The organism is Flavivirga amylovorans, from assembly GCF_030540875.1.
Taxonomy (GTDB): domain Bacteria; phylum Bacteroidota; class Bacteroidia; order Flavobacteriales; family Flavobacteriaceae; genus Flavivirga; species Flavivirga amylovorans.
Window position 1 is genome coordinate 621,511 of record NZ_JAUOEM010000003.1, and the last position, 17,088, is coordinate 638,598.

General features: G+C 32.1%; 15 protein-coding genes. 3 read left to right on the forward strand and 12 right to left on the reverse strand.

The features are described 5' to 3' along the window. Window positions 1-72: 72 nt before the first annotated feature. The 6 genes from ettA to Q4Q39_RS11225 form a co-directional block, all read right to left on the reverse strand. The gene (ettA, locus tag Q4Q39_RS11200) at window positions 73-1,764 is read right to left on the reverse strand and encodes an energy-dependent translational throttle protein EttA (protein WP_303282564.1); all 1,692 of its coding nucleotides are present in this window, start codon (window positions 1,762-1,764) and stop codon (window positions 73-75) included. Window positions 1,765-1,818: 54 nt separating this feature from the next. Further along, window positions 1,819-2,001, reverse strand: coding sequence for a CAL67264 family membrane protein (locus Q4Q39_RS11205; RefSeq protein ID WP_303282565.1), 183 nt, complete (start codon window positions 1,999-2,001; stop codon window positions 1,819-1,821). A gap of 418 nt (window positions 2,002-2,419) precedes the next feature. Further along, window positions 2,420-3,136 (reverse strand): pirin family protein, encoded by a 717-nt coding sequence (locus tag Q4Q39_RS11210; protein ID WP_303282566.1) that lies wholly within the window; start codon window positions 3,134-3,136, stop codon window positions 2,420-2,422. A 237-nt stretch (window positions 3,137-3,373) separates the two neighbouring features. Continuing rightward, a complete protein-coding gene (locus tag Q4Q39_RS11215) occupies window positions 3,374-4,246 on the reverse strand; it encodes a pirin family protein (protein ID WP_303282567.1) in 873 nt (290 codons plus the stop codon). Between the two features lie 102 nt (window positions 4,247-4,348). Beyond that, entirely contained in the window at window positions 4,349-4,786 is a 438-nt protein-coding gene (locus tag Q4Q39_RS11220) for a MarR family winged helix-turn-helix transcriptional regulator (protein WP_303282568.1), read from the reverse strand. A gap of 20 nt (window positions 4,787-4,806) precedes the next feature. Next, window positions 4,807-5,337 carry an NADPH-dependent FMN reductase gene (locus Q4Q39_RS11225; protein ID WP_303282569.1) on the reverse strand — a complete coding sequence of 177 codons (531 nt, stop codon included), beginning with the start codon at window positions 5,335-5,337 and terminating at the stop codon, window positions 4,807-4,809. Between the two features lie 181 nt (window positions 5,338-5,518). Here Q4Q39_RS11225 and Q4Q39_RS11230 point away from each other — a divergent pair, with 181 nt between their 5' ends. From Q4Q39_RS11230 to Q4Q39_RS11240, 3 genes are all read left to right on the forward strand, one after another. Next, window positions 5,519-7,147, forward strand: a complete 1,629-nt coding sequence (locus Q4Q39_RS11230) for an acyl-CoA carboxylase subunit beta (protein ID WP_303282570.1) — start codon at window positions 5,519-5,521, stop codon at window positions 7,145-7,147. A gap of 31 nt (window positions 7,148-7,178) precedes the next feature. Next, a complete protein-coding gene (locus tag Q4Q39_RS11235) occupies window positions 7,179-9,173 on the forward strand; it encodes a DUF3352 domain-containing protein (RefSeq protein ID WP_303282571.1) in 1,995 nt (664 codons plus the stop codon). A gap of 147 nt (window positions 9,174-9,320) precedes the next feature. Then, entirely contained in the window at window positions 9,321-9,743 is a 423-nt protein-coding gene (locus Q4Q39_RS11240) for a DoxX family protein (RefSeq protein WP_303282572.1), read from the forward strand. Between the two features lie 159 nt (window positions 9,744-9,902). Here Q4Q39_RS11240 and Q4Q39_RS11245 read toward each other — a convergent pair whose 3' ends face one another. From Q4Q39_RS11245 to Q4Q39_RS11270, 6 genes are all read right to left on the reverse strand, one after another. Next, a complete protein-coding gene (locus tag Q4Q39_RS11245) occupies window positions 9,903-11,354 on the reverse strand; it encodes a vWA domain-containing protein (protein ID WP_303282573.1) in 1,452 nt (483 codons plus the stop codon). A 146-nt stretch (window positions 11,355-11,500) separates the two neighbouring features. Continuing rightward, window positions 11,501-13,264: a signal peptide peptidase SppA gene (gene sppA / locus Q4Q39_RS11250; protein ID WP_303282574.1), complete on the reverse strand. Its 1,764-nt coding sequence runs from the start codon at window positions 13,262-13,264 to the stop codon at window positions 11,501-11,503. A gap of 45 nt (window positions 13,265-13,309) precedes the next feature. Continuing rightward, window positions 13,310-14,401 (reverse strand): AMP-binding protein, encoded by a 1,092-nt coding sequence (locus Q4Q39_RS11255; RefSeq protein WP_303282575.1) that lies wholly within the window; start codon window positions 14,399-14,401, stop codon window positions 13,310-13,312. After that, complete coding sequence (locus tag Q4Q39_RS11260; RefSeq protein ID WP_303282576.1) at window positions 14,391-15,365, reverse strand: CPBP family intramembrane glutamic endopeptidase; 975 nt, start codon at window positions 15,363-15,365, stop codon at window positions 14,391-14,393. Before Q4Q39_RS11260 ends, Q4Q39_RS11255 begins: the two co-directional genes overlap by 11 nt. A 3-nt stretch (window positions 15,366-15,368) precedes the next feature. Beyond that, window positions 15,369-16,406 (reverse strand): o-succinylbenzoate synthase, encoded by a 1,038-nt coding sequence (locus tag Q4Q39_RS11265; protein WP_303282578.1) that lies wholly within the window; start codon window positions 16,404-16,406, stop codon window positions 15,369-15,371. Beyond that, a complete protein-coding gene (locus Q4Q39_RS11270) occupies window positions 16,407-17,084 on the reverse strand; it encodes a metal-dependent hydrolase (RefSeq protein WP_303282579.1) in 678 nt (225 codons plus the stop codon). Window positions 17,085-17,088: the final 4 nt, after the last annotated feature.

Below are 17,088 nucleotides of genomic sequence, written 5' to 3' on the forward strand. Positions count from 1 at the left end.
AAATTTGTGAAATTCGTGTCTTTCTAAAATTATACAAAATAGCTTTTTGGCAAGCACTAATATTTTATACGCTTATCTTACTAGTTTTTTATACTTTATTCGTTTTGGCATTAAATCGCCACCAAGACGTTTCTTTTTATTTTCTTCATAATCACTAAAACTACCTTCAAAGAAATAGACTTGTGAGTCTCCTTCAAAAGCTAGTATGTGTGTACATATTCTATCTAAAAACCATCTATCGTGCGATATCACTACGGCACAACCAGCAAAGTTTTCCAACCCTTCTTCTAAGGCTCGTAATGTATTTACATCAAGGTCATTTGTTGGCTCATCTAAAAGCAATACGTTGCCTTCTTCTTTAAGTGTCATGGCAAGGTGCAAACGGTTTCTTTCTCCTCCAGAAAGTAATTTTACTTTCTTATTCTGTTCGCTTCCTGAGAAATTAAAACGGCTTAAATAAGCACGTGAATTCACTTGCTTTCCTCCCATCATAACCAATTCTTGTTCATCACTAAAGTTTTGCCAAATTGATTTTTCTGGATCTATATTGGAATGACTTTGATCTACATAAGCTATTTGGGCAGTGTCTCCTACTTTAAACTCACCTTTATCGGGCGTTTCTTCTCCCATTATCATTCTGAAAATAGTCGTTTTACCAGCACCATTTGGTCCAATAACACCAACAATTCCAGCTTGTGGTAGGTTAAAGTTTAAATCATCATATAGCAATTTATCATCATAACCTTTACTAACTCCAATAGATTCAATAACATTGGTTCCTAATCTTGGACCATTAGGAATATATATTTCCAGTTTTTCGTCAAGTTGTTTTTGATCTTGACTCATTAACTTATCGTAATTCTTTAAACGTGCTTTTTGCTTGGTTTGACGTCCTTTGGCTCCTTGTCTTACCCATTCCAGCTCACGTTCTAAGGTTTTTTGACGTTTAGAAGCTGTTTTACTTTCTTGTGCTAAACGTTTTGATTTCTGATCTAACCAAGAGGAATAGTTTCCTTTCCATGGGATTCCTTCTCCTCTATCTAACTCTAAAATCCAACCTGCTACATTATCTAAAAAGTATCTATCGTGCGTTACTGCAATCACAGTCCCTTTATATTGTGCCAAATGATGCTCTAGCCAGTGTACAGACTCCGCATCTAAGTGGTTGGTTGGCTCATCTAATAATAATACATCTGGTTCTTGTAAAAGTAAGCGACATAGTGCTACACGGCGTTTTTCACCTCCAGAAAGTACAGCAATTTTCTTATCACCATCTGGAGTACGTAAGGCATCCATAGCGATTTCTAGTTTGGTGTCTAGTTCCCAGGCATTGGCTGCATCGATTTGATCTTGAAGCTCGGCCTGACGGTTCATTAACTTCTCCATTTTATCTGGATCGGAATACACTTCTTCCAAACCAAACATGTCGTTAATTTTATTATACTCATCAAGAATAGCTACGGTTTCAGCAGCACCTTCCCGTACCACTTCCATAACTGTTTTATCATCATCTAGCTTAGGTTCTTGCTCTAAAAACCCAACGGAGTAACCTTGTAAAAAGGTAACATCACCTTGGTAATTTTTATCAACGCCTGCAATGATTTTTAATAATGTGGATTTACCCGAACCATTAAGACCCAAGATTCCAATTTTAGCTCCGTAAAAGAAGCTTAAATATATATTTTTTAACACAGGTGTATTTGCCCCTTGAAATGTCTTGGTTAAACCAGACATTGAGAAAATTACTTTCTTATCGTCGCTCATTATTAATTATTAATTTATAGTCATAAGACTTAATATGTAAAATTGTAAATAAAACTAAACTCTTCCTTTTAGGGCATTAAATACCCACGCATTGGCAAAAAAGCCTACTCCAACTGCAGCAAAGCCCCAGCCAGCAACATCATCATACCTAAATGCTCCCATAGCTATCAATGCTAATCCTACAAAAATCATTATCCATGTGGCCCAAGCCAACACCGTATTTTTATTCATTGCCATAATCTTTTCTATTTTGATGGTTAGTCAGAACGCAAATATCGTAAATTAATGTTTAAATTTAAATCATTCATATACTTATTCAATTTGTGCCTAACTATTTGTTTTATCATCAATATATACTACAATTCTTTTGCATAAAATCGTATAATTTCATTTTACCCTGCTTTTTTGTTATTTCTGAGCAAACGCTTATAAAAATGACTTCAAGTGTGATATTATTTGGTACTTATTTTAAAATAGCCTTAAGGTAAGGTTTAACATAAGTAACTATGATTCAATTATCCCATTACAGACAATTAAACTTAGGAGCGACGTTTCAAAATTTAGTAAATGACACTGTTATAAATAAAAACATGAGAATCGAACAAAGAGTAAGTTTATTCATGTATTTTATATACAAACATTACAGACATTTTCTTTAATTCATAGGCACCTCTATAATAATTAATTTAGAAGACTCTTTTGCTTCAATAGATATGCCTTCAGTTTCTGAAATTCCAATGGCATCACGAGAATTTAAAGTATTCCCAGCTATTTCTAATTGGCCTTCAACTACAAATATGTAGAGCCCATTGTTCTCACTTTTTACTGTTAATGATATTGAGTTATTTGTATCCAGATCAGTTCTATAAATGTATGCTTGTTGGCTTATAGGTAAGGCATCTCCTTCTAATTTATCCTTCGGCGCAACTACAGTTTGTAGTTCGTTCTTTTGAGCTAGAACATCAAATTTCCTTTGTTCATAATTTGGAGTAACTCCCATTTCTTCAGGAATGATCCAAAGTTGCAAAAAGTTAACATGATCAGTTTTACTATCATTAAATTCTGAATGTGTTAAACCTGTACCCGCACTCATTACTTGTACCTCTCCTACTTCAATAGCACGTTTATTTCCCATACTATCTTTGTGTGATAGTGCGCCTTTTAATGGAATAGAAATAATTTCCATATTTTGATGTGGATGTGTACCAAACCCCATTTTGGGTTGTACAACATCGTCATTAAGTACACGGAGTGCTCCGAAATTCATACGTTCTGCATCTTGATAACTTGCAAAACTAAATGTATGATGTGATTTTAACCAGCCATGATCGGCATATCCTCTGGTGTTTGCTTTGTGAATTATTGTTTTCATTTTTCACGTGTTTTTTCATTCCCTCGCCTGTGCTGAACTAGTTTAAGTAAAGGAGGGAATCTTATTATTTATTATCCTTTTTAATACTGTTATCGAACTTATATTAATATTTCTTTTGTCATGTCGAAATGAGGTACGATTGAGACATCCCATAATATTGAATTCTTCATTGTTGTTTTCAATGATTATGTGATTTCTCCCTTTAGGTCGAAATGACTACTATTCAGGTTTTATTATTTAATTTGCTGGAAGAAATCCCATTTTACCCATTTGGTAATCTCGCATGGCTTCCATAATTTCTGTTTGGGTATTCATGACATAGGGTCCGTAAGTTGCTACCTTTTCATTAAAGGGTTCTCCTGAAAGAAATAATATTTTACTTGTATTATGTCCTTTTATCGAAAAACCATTCCCATCTTGATTAAACTGAATCAACTGATTTTCATTTAATTTCAAACTTTCCGAATCGTTAACCGTTACATCTCCATGCAATAAATAGAGCATCGACTGATGTGTTTTTGAAACTTCAATAAAATGCTCTCCTCCTTCTTCAATGTCTATCATATAAACATTAACAACTGTTTGTGTACCTATTTTCCCGTAATTACTTTCTAATTCACCAGCAATAATTTGAATTTTCACTTTGTTGTCTTTAGAATTAACACTATTGAAATCCTCGTTTTTTGCATGCTGATAATTAGCAGGAATCATTTTCTTTTCTGCTGGTAAATTCAACCATAACTGAATCCCTTCAAGAGTTCCTCCTTTTTGAACAAACGCTTTTGTTGGTGCTTCGGCATGGATAATACCACGGCCTGCTGTTGTCCATTGCACATCGCCCGTTTTAACAATACTCTCATTTCCTAAAGAATCTCTGTGTAATTGTTCGCCTTGAACTAAAAATGTAATGGGTTCAAACCCACGATGTGGATGTGGTCCTAAATCAAAAGGATTATTGTCTTCTGAAATATCATAAGGACCATAATGATGTAATAATATAAATGGATCCACCATGTCTATATTTCGACTTGGTAAGGGTTGTCTTAATTGTATAGGTCCCATATTAACAAAATCACTGCGCCCTATTGTTTTTATTGTATTTGATTTCATTTTCATGCTTTCTTTTTATTCCCTCGAAGGAGGGAATCTTTTTATCGCAACCTCAAGAAGTATAATGAGATTCCCTTCTTCGAGGGAATGACAAATTAATTGTCATCGCATTTTATCGAGCAGATTACTTAATTGCTCTGCTTCCTCTTCATTTAAATTTTTTAATAAATCTTTATTAATGGTATGTGGAATAGACGCTAAAAGCTTTTTTCCTTCTTCTGTTATTATAATTTTTACCACGCGTCTGTCATGCTCTGAGGGTAAACGTTTAATATAATTCTTGGCACATAATTTATCCATTAACCTAGTGGCATTGGGAGAACGCTCTAGCATTCTATCTTTAATTACTTGTACCTTTAAAGGTTCTTTAGCTCCATTTAATATTCTTAAAATATTGTACTGTTGGGGAGAGATCCCAAATGGTTTAAAGAAATCATTCTGATAACTCGTTATCCAACTTGCTGTATATATAATATTCAACAAGGCTTTAATTCTGTTATTTGGAAATTTTGAATTAATATCTTTAGAGAAGTCTCCCATTTTTCTGTATTCAGATTGAATTATAACTCTTTTTGAAATAATTTCACCTTGCTTTTTAAATCAGAATCCAGTGCTTTATCTGTAATCTTTCCATCTGCAAAGTTTGTTCCAAATGATGGAAACGAAAATACTTCAACAATATTTGCCTCATGACGTGGAAATCTATCTTGTGCTATACTTAAAACTGAAGCACCTCCTCTGCCACCTGGAGAGGTTGCCATTAATAACATAGGCTTTCCAAAAAAAGTTTTTCCTTCAATTCTAGACATCCAATCAAACAGGTTTTTAAATACCGTTGAATATGCACCATTATGTTCTGCCAATGATAAAACAATACCATCTGATGCTTTTATGGACTCTAAAAATTTATGCGCATTATCTGGAATACCATGATCAACTTCATAATCAATACCATACAACGGTAATTCAAAGTCGTTAAGATCTAAAATATCTACTTTTACATTTTCCACCAAACTCGAAGCATATATTGCTAATTGATGATTTATTGAGTTTTTGCTATTGCTACCTGCAAATGCTATAATATGTTTCATAAGTACTAATTATTTTATAGTACAAATATAAAATAAAAATATTTATTTTCCAAGGAAACTAATTCCATGTAATATATTTTATGATTACATTAACAAAAATAGAATCGTAAGAAAATATTTTGCTTTTACACATTTCACAAGAATGGCAACTTTTGTACATTAGCAACAAACTAATTTATACATGGATATTAACTTCAATAAAAACGAAGATCATAATAAACTTTTACTCTCAGAATTAAACAAACGCTTAGCTAAAGTAAGTCTTGGTGGTGGCAAATCTCGTATTGAAAAACTCCACGCTAAAGGAAAAATGACTGCAAGAGAGCGTATTAATTATCTTTTAGATGCTAAGTCTAACGCTGTTGAAATTGCTGCTTTTGCTGGAGAAGATATGTATACTGAGCATGGTGGTTGTCCATCTGGTGGCGTTGTAATAAAGATTGGTTATATTAAAGGTAAGCAGTGTATAGTGGTTGCTAATGATGCCACTGTGAAAGCTGGTGCTTGGTTTCCTATTACTGGAAAAAAGAATTTACGTGCGCAGGAAATTGCTATCGAAAATAAACTTCCTATTATTTACTTAGTGGATTCTGCTGGGGTGTATTTACCACTTCAAGACGAAATATTCCCAGATAAGGAACATTTTGGACGCATTTTTAGAAATAATGCTATTATGAGTAGCATGGGAATTACCCAAATTGCAGCTGTTATGGGAAGCTGTGTTGCTGGAGGTGCCTATTTGCCTATTATGAGTGATGAGGCTTTAATAGTCGATAAAACAGGAAGCATCTTTCTTGCTGGAAGTTATCTGGTAAAGGCTGCTATTGGAGAAACTATTGATAATGAAACTTTAGGAGGTGCTACAACACATTGCGAAATTTCTGGAGTTACCGATTATAAAGCTAAAGACGATAAAGATGCTTTAGATACCATCAAAAACATTATTGATAAAATTGGTGATTATGATAAAGCTGGTTTTAATAGAAGTGATTCAAAAAAACCAAAAGAAAATACGGAAGATATTTACGGGATTTTACCGAAATCCAGAGCTGATCAATACGATATGTATGAGATCATAAAACGCTTGGTTGATAATTCTGAATTCGACGAATATAAAGCGGGTTACGGACAAACCATTATTACTTGTTATGCAAGAATTGATGGTTGGGCAGTAGGTATTGTTGCTAATCAGCGTAAACTTGTAAAAACAAAAAAAGGTGAAATGCAATTTGGAGGTGTTATCTATAATGATAGTGCGGATAAGGCAACACGCTTTATTGCGAATTGCAATCAGAAAAAAATTCCTTTAGTATTTTTACAGGATGTTACTGGCTTTATGGTTGGTAGTAAAAGTGAACACGGTGGTATTATTAAAGATGGTGCCAAAATGGTAAATGCGGTTAGTAATTCTGTGGTTCCAAAGTTTACGATTATTATCGGGAATAGCTATGGAGCTGGTAATTATGCTATGTGTGGAAAGGCTTATGATCCTAGATTAATTGTGGCATGGCCAAGTGCCGAATTGGCGGTTATGAGCGGGAATTCGGCTGCTAAAGTATTATTGCAAATTGAAAAAGCGTCGTTAGAAAAACAAGGAGAAAAGATTACACCCGAAAAGGAAGAAGAACTTTTTAATAAAATAAAAGACAGATACGACAATCAAGTCTCTCCATTCTATGCTGCTGCTCGTATTTGGACAGATGCGATTATTGATCCCCTAGATACTAGACATTGGATTAGTATGGGTATTGAAGCTGCTAACCACGCTCCTATTGAAAAACAATTTAATTTAGGAGTACTACAAGTATAAAAACATTTTCACCCCCAAATCTATTTATATTATGAAAAAAAGGAAGATTCTCCCCCTACTAGGTCTACTTTTTACTAGTTATGCGCTGTATTTAATTTACACGTTCTATATTGACACTAATGATAATATAAAATCCATTTATTTAGTTCCTAAAGATGCTGTTTATATTATTGAAAGTCAAAAACCAATAGATAATTGGAATACCATAAGTAAAAGTGATATTTGGAAACATTTAAATACCAATGCTTATTTTAATAGTCTTTCCGAAAGTCTTAATAAACTAGATACCATCTTTAAACAAGATGAAAGTACTTTTAAAAGATTTGGAGATAGAGAAATACTCATATCTTCACATATTTATACGCCTGGAAAATATGAGTTTCTATATGTTATTGATTTACAAAAAATAGCTAAACTTGATATATTAAAAAATCATTTAAACACCATTACCACAGCTAATTATAAAGTAAGTAAGCGTAAATACCATGAACATCAAATAACAGAGATTTATGATATAAAAACTCATGAAACGCTATACATTAGTTTTATAAAAAACCAAATGATTGTGTCTTATATGCACACATTGGTTGAAGCTTCCATAGATCAATATTTAGAACCAGAAATTGGCAGGGATCTCGATTTTATAGAAGTCAATAAATATGTTGGCTATAATGATATGTTTCGTTTATATTTTCAATATAAATATTTAGATGATTTTATTAAAATATTTTCGAATGACTCGGGTGATCTTGGAAAAACCTTAAGCAGTAGTTTAGAGTTTAGTGGCTTTAGTTTTGATTTAGATGATAATACTATTGAAGCAAACGGAATAACAAATTTTAATGATAAAGCTAATGCCTATTTAAAGGCTTTAGAGAAATCTGGAACGGGAACACGTAGCATTAGTAAAATTGCACCAAAGCAAACAGCACTTTATTTAAGTTTCTCATTTAATAGTTTTAATGAGTTTAATACTAATTTTGAATCCATTCAGAAAGAAAATCCTGAGCAATTTAAAAGTTATATTGAAGGTATAGAAAAAGTAGAAAACTTTTTAAAGATTGACTTAAAAGAGCATTTTATTAGTTGGATAGATGATGAAGCCGCATTACTCCAATTACACTCTACAGTATCTCAATCTAAAAAAGATGTTGCTATAGTGCTAAAAACTAATGATAGCGATAAAGCAAAACAAAACTTAGATTTTATTTTAGAACAAATACGGAAGCGTAGCCCAGTAAAATTTAAAGAAATAAATTATAAAGGCTATCCGATCAACTTTATGTCTATTAAAGGTTTTTTTAAGCTACTAATAGGAAAACTTTTTAAAGGCATAGATAAACCCTACTATACTATAATGGAAGACTACGTTGTATTTAGTAATCATCCTAATACTTTAAAAAGCATTATCAATAGTTATACAAATAAGGAAACACTAGACAATTTTGAAGCTTATAAAGACTTTAACGATGCGTTTGATAGTAGGTGTAGTGTCTTTGCTTATATAAACGCTCCTAATTTGTATAATAGCGTTTATAATTTTGTTGATACTAATGCAAAGAAACAGTTAAAAACGAATAAAGATTATTTTATTTGCTTTCCACAAATTGGTATTCAACTAACACCAGAAAAAGGTTTTTTTGAAAGTAAAATAGTCATTGATTATGAAGATCCTGATATCGTAAAAACGAAATATACTTTTACAGATACGAGGACACCTTTAAAAACAAACACCGCTTCTCCTATAATAGAAATTACTGAGGAGAATTTAAATAAAGAAATCATTTTCAATATTCCTGAAATTTTCCCCACAGATTTAACTGCTAAAGAGTTTATAAAAAAACATCCTAATGGAAAAGTTAAATTTTCTGTAGAACTAAAAGATGGATTAAAGCATGGAAACTATGAAGAATATTATAGGAATGGCAAACTAAAAATCTCTGGAAAATATTATAAAGATGAGCAAAATGGTGCTTGGCGGGTTTATAATTTTGAGGAGGATGTTGTATTTAAAAAACGTTTTTAATGTTATAAATTACAGACTTTGTTTTTATTAACGATTATTAAAATTCAATCGTTTAGGGCACTGATGTTCTGATAGTTGATCTTAATATTTTTCATTTTCTCACGGAATTTGTGTATCTTATAGGTTGATAATCAATATTTTTCAATCATGGGAACAATAAAAACGCTTAATAAATGGGCTAATGCACATACGTATTTACCGCTTGATTTATTACGTATCGCTCTTGGTGTCTTTTTATTTATAAAAGGCATTGGTTTTATGTCAGACAGTGCCATGCTAATGGAATTATTTAAACCAATACAGAATTTAGCTGGAGGCATTATGGTTATTCATTATGTAGCACCTGCTCATTTTATTGGTGGTATTTTAATTGCTTTTGGTTTACTTACCAGATGGGTTATTATTGCTCAGCTTCCTATTTTAATTGGGGCTATTGTTATTAATTTTGCTGGAGAAATGATTTCCAGTAATTTATTACTAGCTATTATAACCTTGTTTATTTGTGTGTTTTTCTTAATATATGGCTCTGGAAAAAATTCTTTGGACTATTATTTTAAAATGCAGAAATAAAATACGAAAGAGTGACTTTTGAGTCTAATTTTTGTCCGTTCGAGCGCAGTCGAGAACTAAAGCATCTCATTAAAAAAATGAAGGTTTCGACGAAGCTTGTGCTGAGCGCAGTCGAAGTACTCAACCGGACATTCAATTTTCATTTATCTTTTTAGGTAGTTAACTTATCACTCCAGAATACTTTTCTATTAATCTCACAATCAAATCGTTTAGCTTTTCAACTTCGAAATTATCTGTACTTGGCTTTAAATGTGGATTGCCAATCCCGCTATCATCCGTAATAAAAACATAAGTACCATTTGTTGAAACACTAAAGAAACGCATTAAAAACTCAACGTTTTTATTAGCACCACTCGCCACAACTGGAATTATTTTAATTCCTTTTGCCTGTGCCAATTTTATTTGTTCTTTAATTATAGCTACATTTTCTTTAGTAAAATGAGGCGGTGCATCTAGTAATAAAAATAACAATTTTGCTTTTGCATTAGTATTCCAACTTTTGCTCATAGATACTTTCAATGCTTGTTCAACAGCCTCTTCATAATCTCCACCGCCTCCTGCTCCCTGATGAGATAGAATATCTTTAACAGCATCGATATCTGAATTAAAGTCAAAATCTTTTACTACATATGCATCTCCAAAATCTCTATAAAACGTTAAGGCTACTCGCTTATCATCTATACTTTTATCTAATCTGGTAATAATATTTTTTAGTTCGGATTTTAAGTAGTTTATTTCGTCCCCCATCGAACCTGTAGCATCAATAGTAAACATAACATCAATATCATTCGATTGTGATTGCTCGTCTAATGTAAACTCAATTCGGTTGTATGTATTTGTGATTTTTTTACCAAATATCTTGTCGTTTTGTCGAATTTGAACAGTATAATAATCATCTTCACATTTTTGATTCAAATCCTTAAATAATGTAACTTCACCAGTAAAATCTGTTCTAGCTGCCATTATTAATTGGTTCGTTTCATTAAACAAAGACACTTTTATATTATTTAGGGGAACTCCATTATTATCGTTTATGGCTACTTGTATTTTATTTTCCAGATAAAAATTCCAGTTTTGCTGTATTTCTTTGTATTCATCTTTCTTTAAATTTTCTTTCCATTCACCCCATTTCTCTAAGTCATTAATTTCTCCAGCGGTTAATAATCCGGATTGAGGCTCTTGGTTATTAATTTTTACGCCTCTAACTTTTCCTGATAATGCTGAAGAAACCGATTCGGACTTAACAGTAGTAACAGCACTTGTTATTTCCTTCCTTTTTGTTGTACCATAACCCATTATCACAATTTCATCTAAGCTTGATGTATCTTCTTCTAGTACTACAGAAATCGTATTAAGGGTTCCAACTTTCTTTTCTTGTGTTACAAAACCAAGGTAGTTAAAGACAAGAATGTCCGTTGGTTTTACCTTAATTTGATAAAGGCCTTCAAAATTAGCAGTTACGCCCTTGCCCGTACCTTTAATTAAAATATTCGCTCCTGCTAACGGTAAATTATCACTTGCCGATGTTACTTTTCCTGATATTAGTCTTTCTTGCCCTTGAATTTGTATTGAAGTGGTCAATACAATAATGAATGTTAATAATGCTTTCATAATAGCTGATTTTAAAGTTTAGCATAAAACTAACCTCAAACCTTTTATTATAAAATCAACAATGAGTGAAGTGTCCTTTTGAATGAGTAAGGCACAAAAAAAGGGTAAACTTTCATCTACCCTCTACAAAACATTATATTTTGAACCTATTTAATCTCTAAACTATAAGGAAATAATAATTGAATTCCTTTTTTCTTAGACATTGATTTTATCTCTTTTAAAATTCTATAATTTTCTTCTCCTAGTTCTTCTTTCATAATAGTTTCTTTAGCCTTTACCAAGCCCAAATCGCTTAGCATTTCATCAAGATCTTTTTCATAAACAGGAAACTCTTCTATTTTATAATCTTCAATGCCTGCAGCTTCAGAAGCTCTTTGCAACGCTAAATCCAATCCGCCTAATTCATCTACTAATCCATTATTTAAAGCATCTATACCTGTCCAAACACGTCCTTGAGCAATAGCTTTTACATCATCTTGGGTCATATTACGTCCTACAGCCACTCTATTTGTAAACAATTCATAAATATCAATAATCCCTTCTTTTATAAAAGCACGTTGTTCTTCATTTAAAGGTTCGAAAAAGCTATAAGACACTGCATTTTTATTAGTGATGACTTGTTCTGCGTTAATACCCATGTTATCTGCTAGTTGTTTTCCATTAGGCAATACTCCAAATACACCAATACTTCCTGTAATGGTTGTTGGTTCAGCAATAATTTTATCGGCATTACAAGCAATATAATAACCACCAGATGCCGCAACATCTCCCATAGAAACGATAATGGGCTTTACTTTTTTAGTTAATTCTATTTCTCTCCAAATTAACTCGCTTGCTAAAGCACTTCCGCCTGGTGAATTGATCCGTAAAACAATAGCTTTTACTCTATCGTCTTCTCTGGCTTCTTTTAAAGAGGCATTCATAACACCTTGCCCAACTGTATCCTCATTACCTTCACCATAAATAATATCGCCTTCAGCATAAATAACAGCTATTTTGTTTTTACTCTTATTGGATTTTAATTTATTGGCTGCATGAATTGAGTAATCTGCAATGGTAATTGACTTTAAATCTTTTTCGAATGCAATTCCAACTGCATCTTTAATATCTTTAATATATTCATCATGATATGCAATTCTATCTATAAGTTGCGATGCTTTAGCTAAATCTGCTGTTCTACCTAACAAACTATCTGCAATCGTATTTAACCTCTCTAAGCTTAGGTTTCTACTTTTCGAGATATCATTCTTGATTTCATTCCAAAGACCATTTAGATACACAGAAATTTGTTCTCTGTTTTCATCACTCATTTCATTGGCTAAAAATGGTTCTACCGCACTTTTATATTTTCCAAATCGTACGACTTCCATCTTAAAACCTGTTTTTTGCTGAAAGTCTTTAAAATATAAACGTTCTGAATACAGTCCTTTAAACTCCATCATGCCAACTGGATTCATATAAATGGTATCAGCTACAGAGCTTAAATAATAATCTTTCTGCGTATAAATATCGGCATAAGCAACAATGAATTTTCCCGATTCTTTAAATTTTAATAACGCATTTCTCAATGCTTTTGTTTGTGAAATTCCTGCACTTATAAAATTATTATCTATAGAAATTCCTTTAATATTTTCATCAGTTGCTGCGTAATTTATGGCATCAATAAGGTTGAATAGACCATTCTTTTCGTCTTCATTTAAAAATGGATAGTCTGCAAACTCAGTTTTATCAGCATAATCTTTTATAGGAAAATCTAATTTTAATTCTAAAACAGAATCAGCTTTTACTTGAATCACTTCATCTGATGATGATCCGAACAAGAGTCCAATTAATAACAAACCAAAAAAACAGATCATAAGAAATACGATAATCCCTGTTACTGTTGATAAAACACGTTTAATAAAATCCATAATTTATATTTGTATTGAAAAAGGAGACAAAGTTACAACTTAAGCCTATAAATTTAATAACTCCAATGTTTTTTTGCGTTGAATCTTTCCAGAAGGTGTCTCTGTAAACTGTTCTACGGTATAAATCCTTTTTGGTTTTTCAAATTTATCTAAATCTAAAAAGGCAGACTCATCTAGCTTGTTAGAATCGCTTTCCAAAATCAAAATAAGTTGTTCACCCAAAGTATCGTGGGTGCTTGAGGCTACAAAAAAGCGTTCTTTTATTTTATCTTGAAGTTTGGCTTCTATTTTTTCAGGGAATAATTTAAGCCCTCCAGAGTTTATAACATTATCAAAACGTCCTAACCACTCAAATTCATTATCCGAAAGACATTTAACAATATCATTTGTTATAATTTTATCTTTTGAAAGCTTAGGAGCATCAATTATTAGACAATCTCTTTCGTCTTGTGAAATTGATACATTGGGAAGTGTTTGGAAGTAAGATGCTTCGACAAGTTCCGCATGACCTCTGCTCTCATTATTAAAATTATTAATTTTTTTAACCGCAATATGGGTTACTGTTTCGGTCATACCATAAGTTTCATAAATATTTGAATTTAGATTTTGAATCTTTTTCTTTAATGAATTTGAAACCGAAGCACCGCCTACAATAATCGTCTTAATACGATCACAGATATTTAATGAGTTTTGGAGTTGCAATGGAATCATAGCACAAAAATCGTAATGTTTTTTTGTATTAAAACCTGGTTGCAATGTTGGTTCTACTAAATCTAATTCCAGTCCAAGAATTATAGCTCTAACAAGCATCATTTTGCCTGCAACAAAACTTGAAGGCAAACAATGTAAAGCCTTATCTCCTGGTTTTAAATTGAAAAAATCACCTGTTGCTACAGCAGAGTTCACCATAGCTTGCTTATTAATTGAAATTGGTTTTGGTTTTCCTGTAGACCCAGAAGTATTAACTACTATAAAATTGTCATGATCTAACCAATCAAGTAAAAATTCACCAATGTAGGTCTCGTATGGCATACCTTCTTTCACAAAACTATAAGCCACTTCCATGAGATCTTCATAAATGTACTGAATCCCATTTAATTTAAATCTGTTATGTACTTTATTGTATTTAGGTGTCACTTATTGTATCTTCTAAAATTTTATAATCTTCTTTTGGTGGTTCAATAACATTTCCAAAAAGCTTTTCTTTCCAATTCGTCCAATTATACTTTTTAGAAAGGATGAAAAGTAAAATAGGAAATACTACAAATACTGGAAAAAATATTTCCATGAACCCCATGGTTTCTGGATCTGACATATCCTTAAAAATAGAATGTGTTTGAAAAGCAGTCCAATCTGCAGTAACTAAAAGCGCTGTAAACAAATTATTCGCAGCATGAAACCCTAAAGCTAACTCCATACCTTCATCCATAAGTGTCATGATGCCTAACACCAAGCCTGTACCTATATAATAAACCATGATTACATAGCCTAATTTTTCAACTTCTGGGTTAGCAATATGCAATAAACCAAAAACTATCGATGTAGTAAATAATGGTATCCATTTATTTTTTACGATAACACCAATTCCCTGCATTAAATAGCCTCTGAATAAATATTCTTCAAAACTTGTCTGTAATGGCACTAATACTATAGCGATAACACTAAGTATTAAAAATGGTACTAATTTGAAGTTAAATACATAATCCTCTGGACTTAAGTAGTAATCTATTAAAACAAAACTACTTGAAACGATCCCCCAAAGGAAGAAAATAAACCAAAACCGTTTCCAATCTATTTTTTTTCTGGATGTTGTTAAATGCTTAAATGATAGCTTATGTAAATGTTTAGTCACCAATAATAAACCAACCAAACCTATAGCAAAAGATATTAACATTAAAAATAAGTTTAGGTTAGGCTCTAAAAGTCCCATCATAGCTGTTTGGTCTAAATTTGTTATATCACCTCCTTCTTTAAAGGCTTTATATAAAACAGCTATCGTAAAAGGTATCTGCCCCATAACCACTGCTATAACAACAATTATTGACCCAATTATATATCGCCACCATTCATGTAATCCTTTAAAAGCTTGACTTATATACATATATTATAAATTTATATTCCATTTAATACTATTATTATATTGCAAAGTTCCATTTTTCACTTGTAACGGTGCATCAAAATTATTTGTGAACAATCCACCAGTACCAAGCCCTTGGGGAATATTATTCTGTTTGCTGTATGTATATTGAGCAATCGCATTTAGCCCGATATTACTTTCTAAAGCGCTGGTAATCCACCACCCTATCTGCTGTTGTTCTGCAATATCAATCCACTCATTACTTCCTTTGAAACCTCCAACTAAACTTGGTTTTAAAATGATGTATTGTGGATTTATGGTTTGTAGTAATTCCTCCTTATTTGTTACAGAAAATATACCTATTAATTCTTCATCTAAAGCTATTGGTAATGGTGTATCTATACACAATTGCGTCATAGCTTCAATTTGTCCTTGTTTTATAGGCTGCTCTATAGAATGTAAATCCAGGTCCGATAATATCTTTAATTTTTCTAAAGCTTCTGAAGGTAAAAAGGCACCATTAGCATCTACTCGCAATTCTATATCGTTGGATGTAAATTCATTTCTAATGGATTTTATGAGGTTTATTTCTGTTTGAAAATCAATCGCTCCAATTTTCATCTTTATACATGAGAAACCAGCATCTAGCTTTTCTTTTATTTGCTGTTTCATAAAAGCTTCTGTTCCCATCCAGATTAACCCATTTATTGGAATAGCATCTTTATTTTGAATGAATTTAGACGGGAATAATTCAAATCTATTTTGACTTTCTAAAGATTTGAAAGCTGTTTCTAAACCAAATTGAATACTTGGAAACTCAATTAATTCAGATAATAAATCATCAAAATTATTATTGATGTTTTTACAAAGCCACTGTAGTTTTTCTTCATAGTCTGGTCTATCATCGGCTGAAAGTCCTCTAAACAACCCACATTCACCAATACCTTGCTTTTCTTCAGTATTTAAAATAAGAAACCATGTTTCTTTGGTTTTTAAAATACCTCGTGAAGTCCCACTGGCTTGCTTAAAATTTAAAATGTATTTTTTATACGATGCAACTATCATCTAAAGTTCGATAAAATCACCTATTTCAAGAAGCATTAAGTCTTTTTCTTTTTCGAAAAACTTTCGTTTTGCTGCCTCATGATCAATTTCAATGTAACCAAATGTATCAAAATGATAGCCTAATATTTTATCGCAAGCAACAAAATCACTCGCTAAAATAGCATCATCAATACCCATGGTGAAATTATCACCTAAAGGTAAAATAGCTAAATCCAACTTTGTTTGTAGCGGTATAAGTTTCATATCGTAAGTTAAAGCAGTATCTCCAGCTATATAAATGTTTTTATGTTCCCCTTCAATCACAAAACCTCCGGGCTGCCCTCCATGGCTTCCATCTGGAAATGATGATGTATGAATTGCATTAACGTATTTAACGGTACCAAAATCAAAATCCCATTTTCCTCCATAATTCATAGGATGTCCTTCTATTCCTAATTTTTCGTAATGAGTTATAATTTCAAAATTGGAAACAACAACAGCTCCTGTACGTTTCGCAATAGCTTCAACATCCAGAATATGATCTTGATGTGCATGCGTTACTAAAATATAATCTGCTTTTAATTGCTCTATATTAATATGTGATGCATTAGGATTTCCTGAAATAAATGGGTCTACAAGTATATCAACATCATTTACCTGTATTCCTAAACTAGCGTGACCATAAAATGTAATTTTCATTATT

Bases quoted from the DNA above. Each gene is read 5' to 3' on its own strand.
- ettA (WP_303282564.1), bottom strand. From the start codon at position 1,764: ATGAGCGACGATAAGAAAGTAATTTTCTCAATGTCTGGTTTAACCAAG.
- Q4Q39_RS11205 (WP_303282565.1), bottom strand. From the start codon at position 2,001: ATGGCAATGAATAAAAATACGGTGTTGGCTTGGGCCACATGGATAATG.
- Q4Q39_RS11210 (WP_303282566.1), bottom strand. From the start codon at position 3,136: ATGAAAACAATAATTCACAAAGCAAACACCAGAGGATATGCCGATCAT.
- Q4Q39_RS11215 (WP_303282567.1), bottom strand. From the start codon at position 4,246: ATGAAATCAAATACAATAAAAACAATAGGGCGCAGTGATTTTGTTAAT.
- Q4Q39_RS11220 (WP_303282568.1), bottom strand. From the start codon at position 4,786: ATGGGAGACTTCTCTAAAGATATTAATTCAAAATTTCCAAATAACAGA.
- Q4Q39_RS11225 (WP_303282569.1), bottom strand. From the start codon at position 5,337: ATGAAACATATTATAGCATTTGCAGGTAGCAATAGCAAAAACTCAATA.
- Q4Q39_RS11230 (WP_303282570.1), top strand. From the start codon at position 5,519: ATGGATATTAACTTCAATAAAAACGAAGATCATAATAAACTTTTACTC.
- Q4Q39_RS11235 (WP_303282571.1), top strand. From the start codon at position 7,179: ATGAAAAAAAGGAAGATTCTCCCCCTACTAGGTCTACTTTTTACTAGT.
- Q4Q39_RS11240 (WP_303282572.1), top strand. From the start codon at position 9,321: ATGGGAACAATAAAAACGCTTAATAAATGGGCTAATGCACATACGTAT.
- Q4Q39_RS11245 (WP_303282573.1), bottom strand. From the start codon at position 11,354: ATGAAAGCATTATTAACATTCATTATTGTATTGACCACTTCAATACAA.
- sppA (WP_303282574.1), bottom strand. From the start codon at position 13,264: ATGGATTTTATTAAACGTGTTTTATCAACAGTAACAGGGATTATCGTA.
- Q4Q39_RS11260 (WP_303282576.1), bottom strand. From the start codon at position 15,365: ATGTATATAAGTCAAGCTTTTAAAGGATTACATGAATGGTGGCGATAT.
- Q4Q39_RS11265 (WP_303282578.1), bottom strand. From the start codon at position 16,406: ATGATAGTTGCATCGTATAAAAAATACATTTTAAATTTTAAGCAAGCC.
- Q4Q39_RS11270 (WP_303282579.1), bottom strand. From the start codon at position 17,084: ATGAAAATTACATTTTATGGTCACGCTAGTTTAGGAATACAGGTAAAT.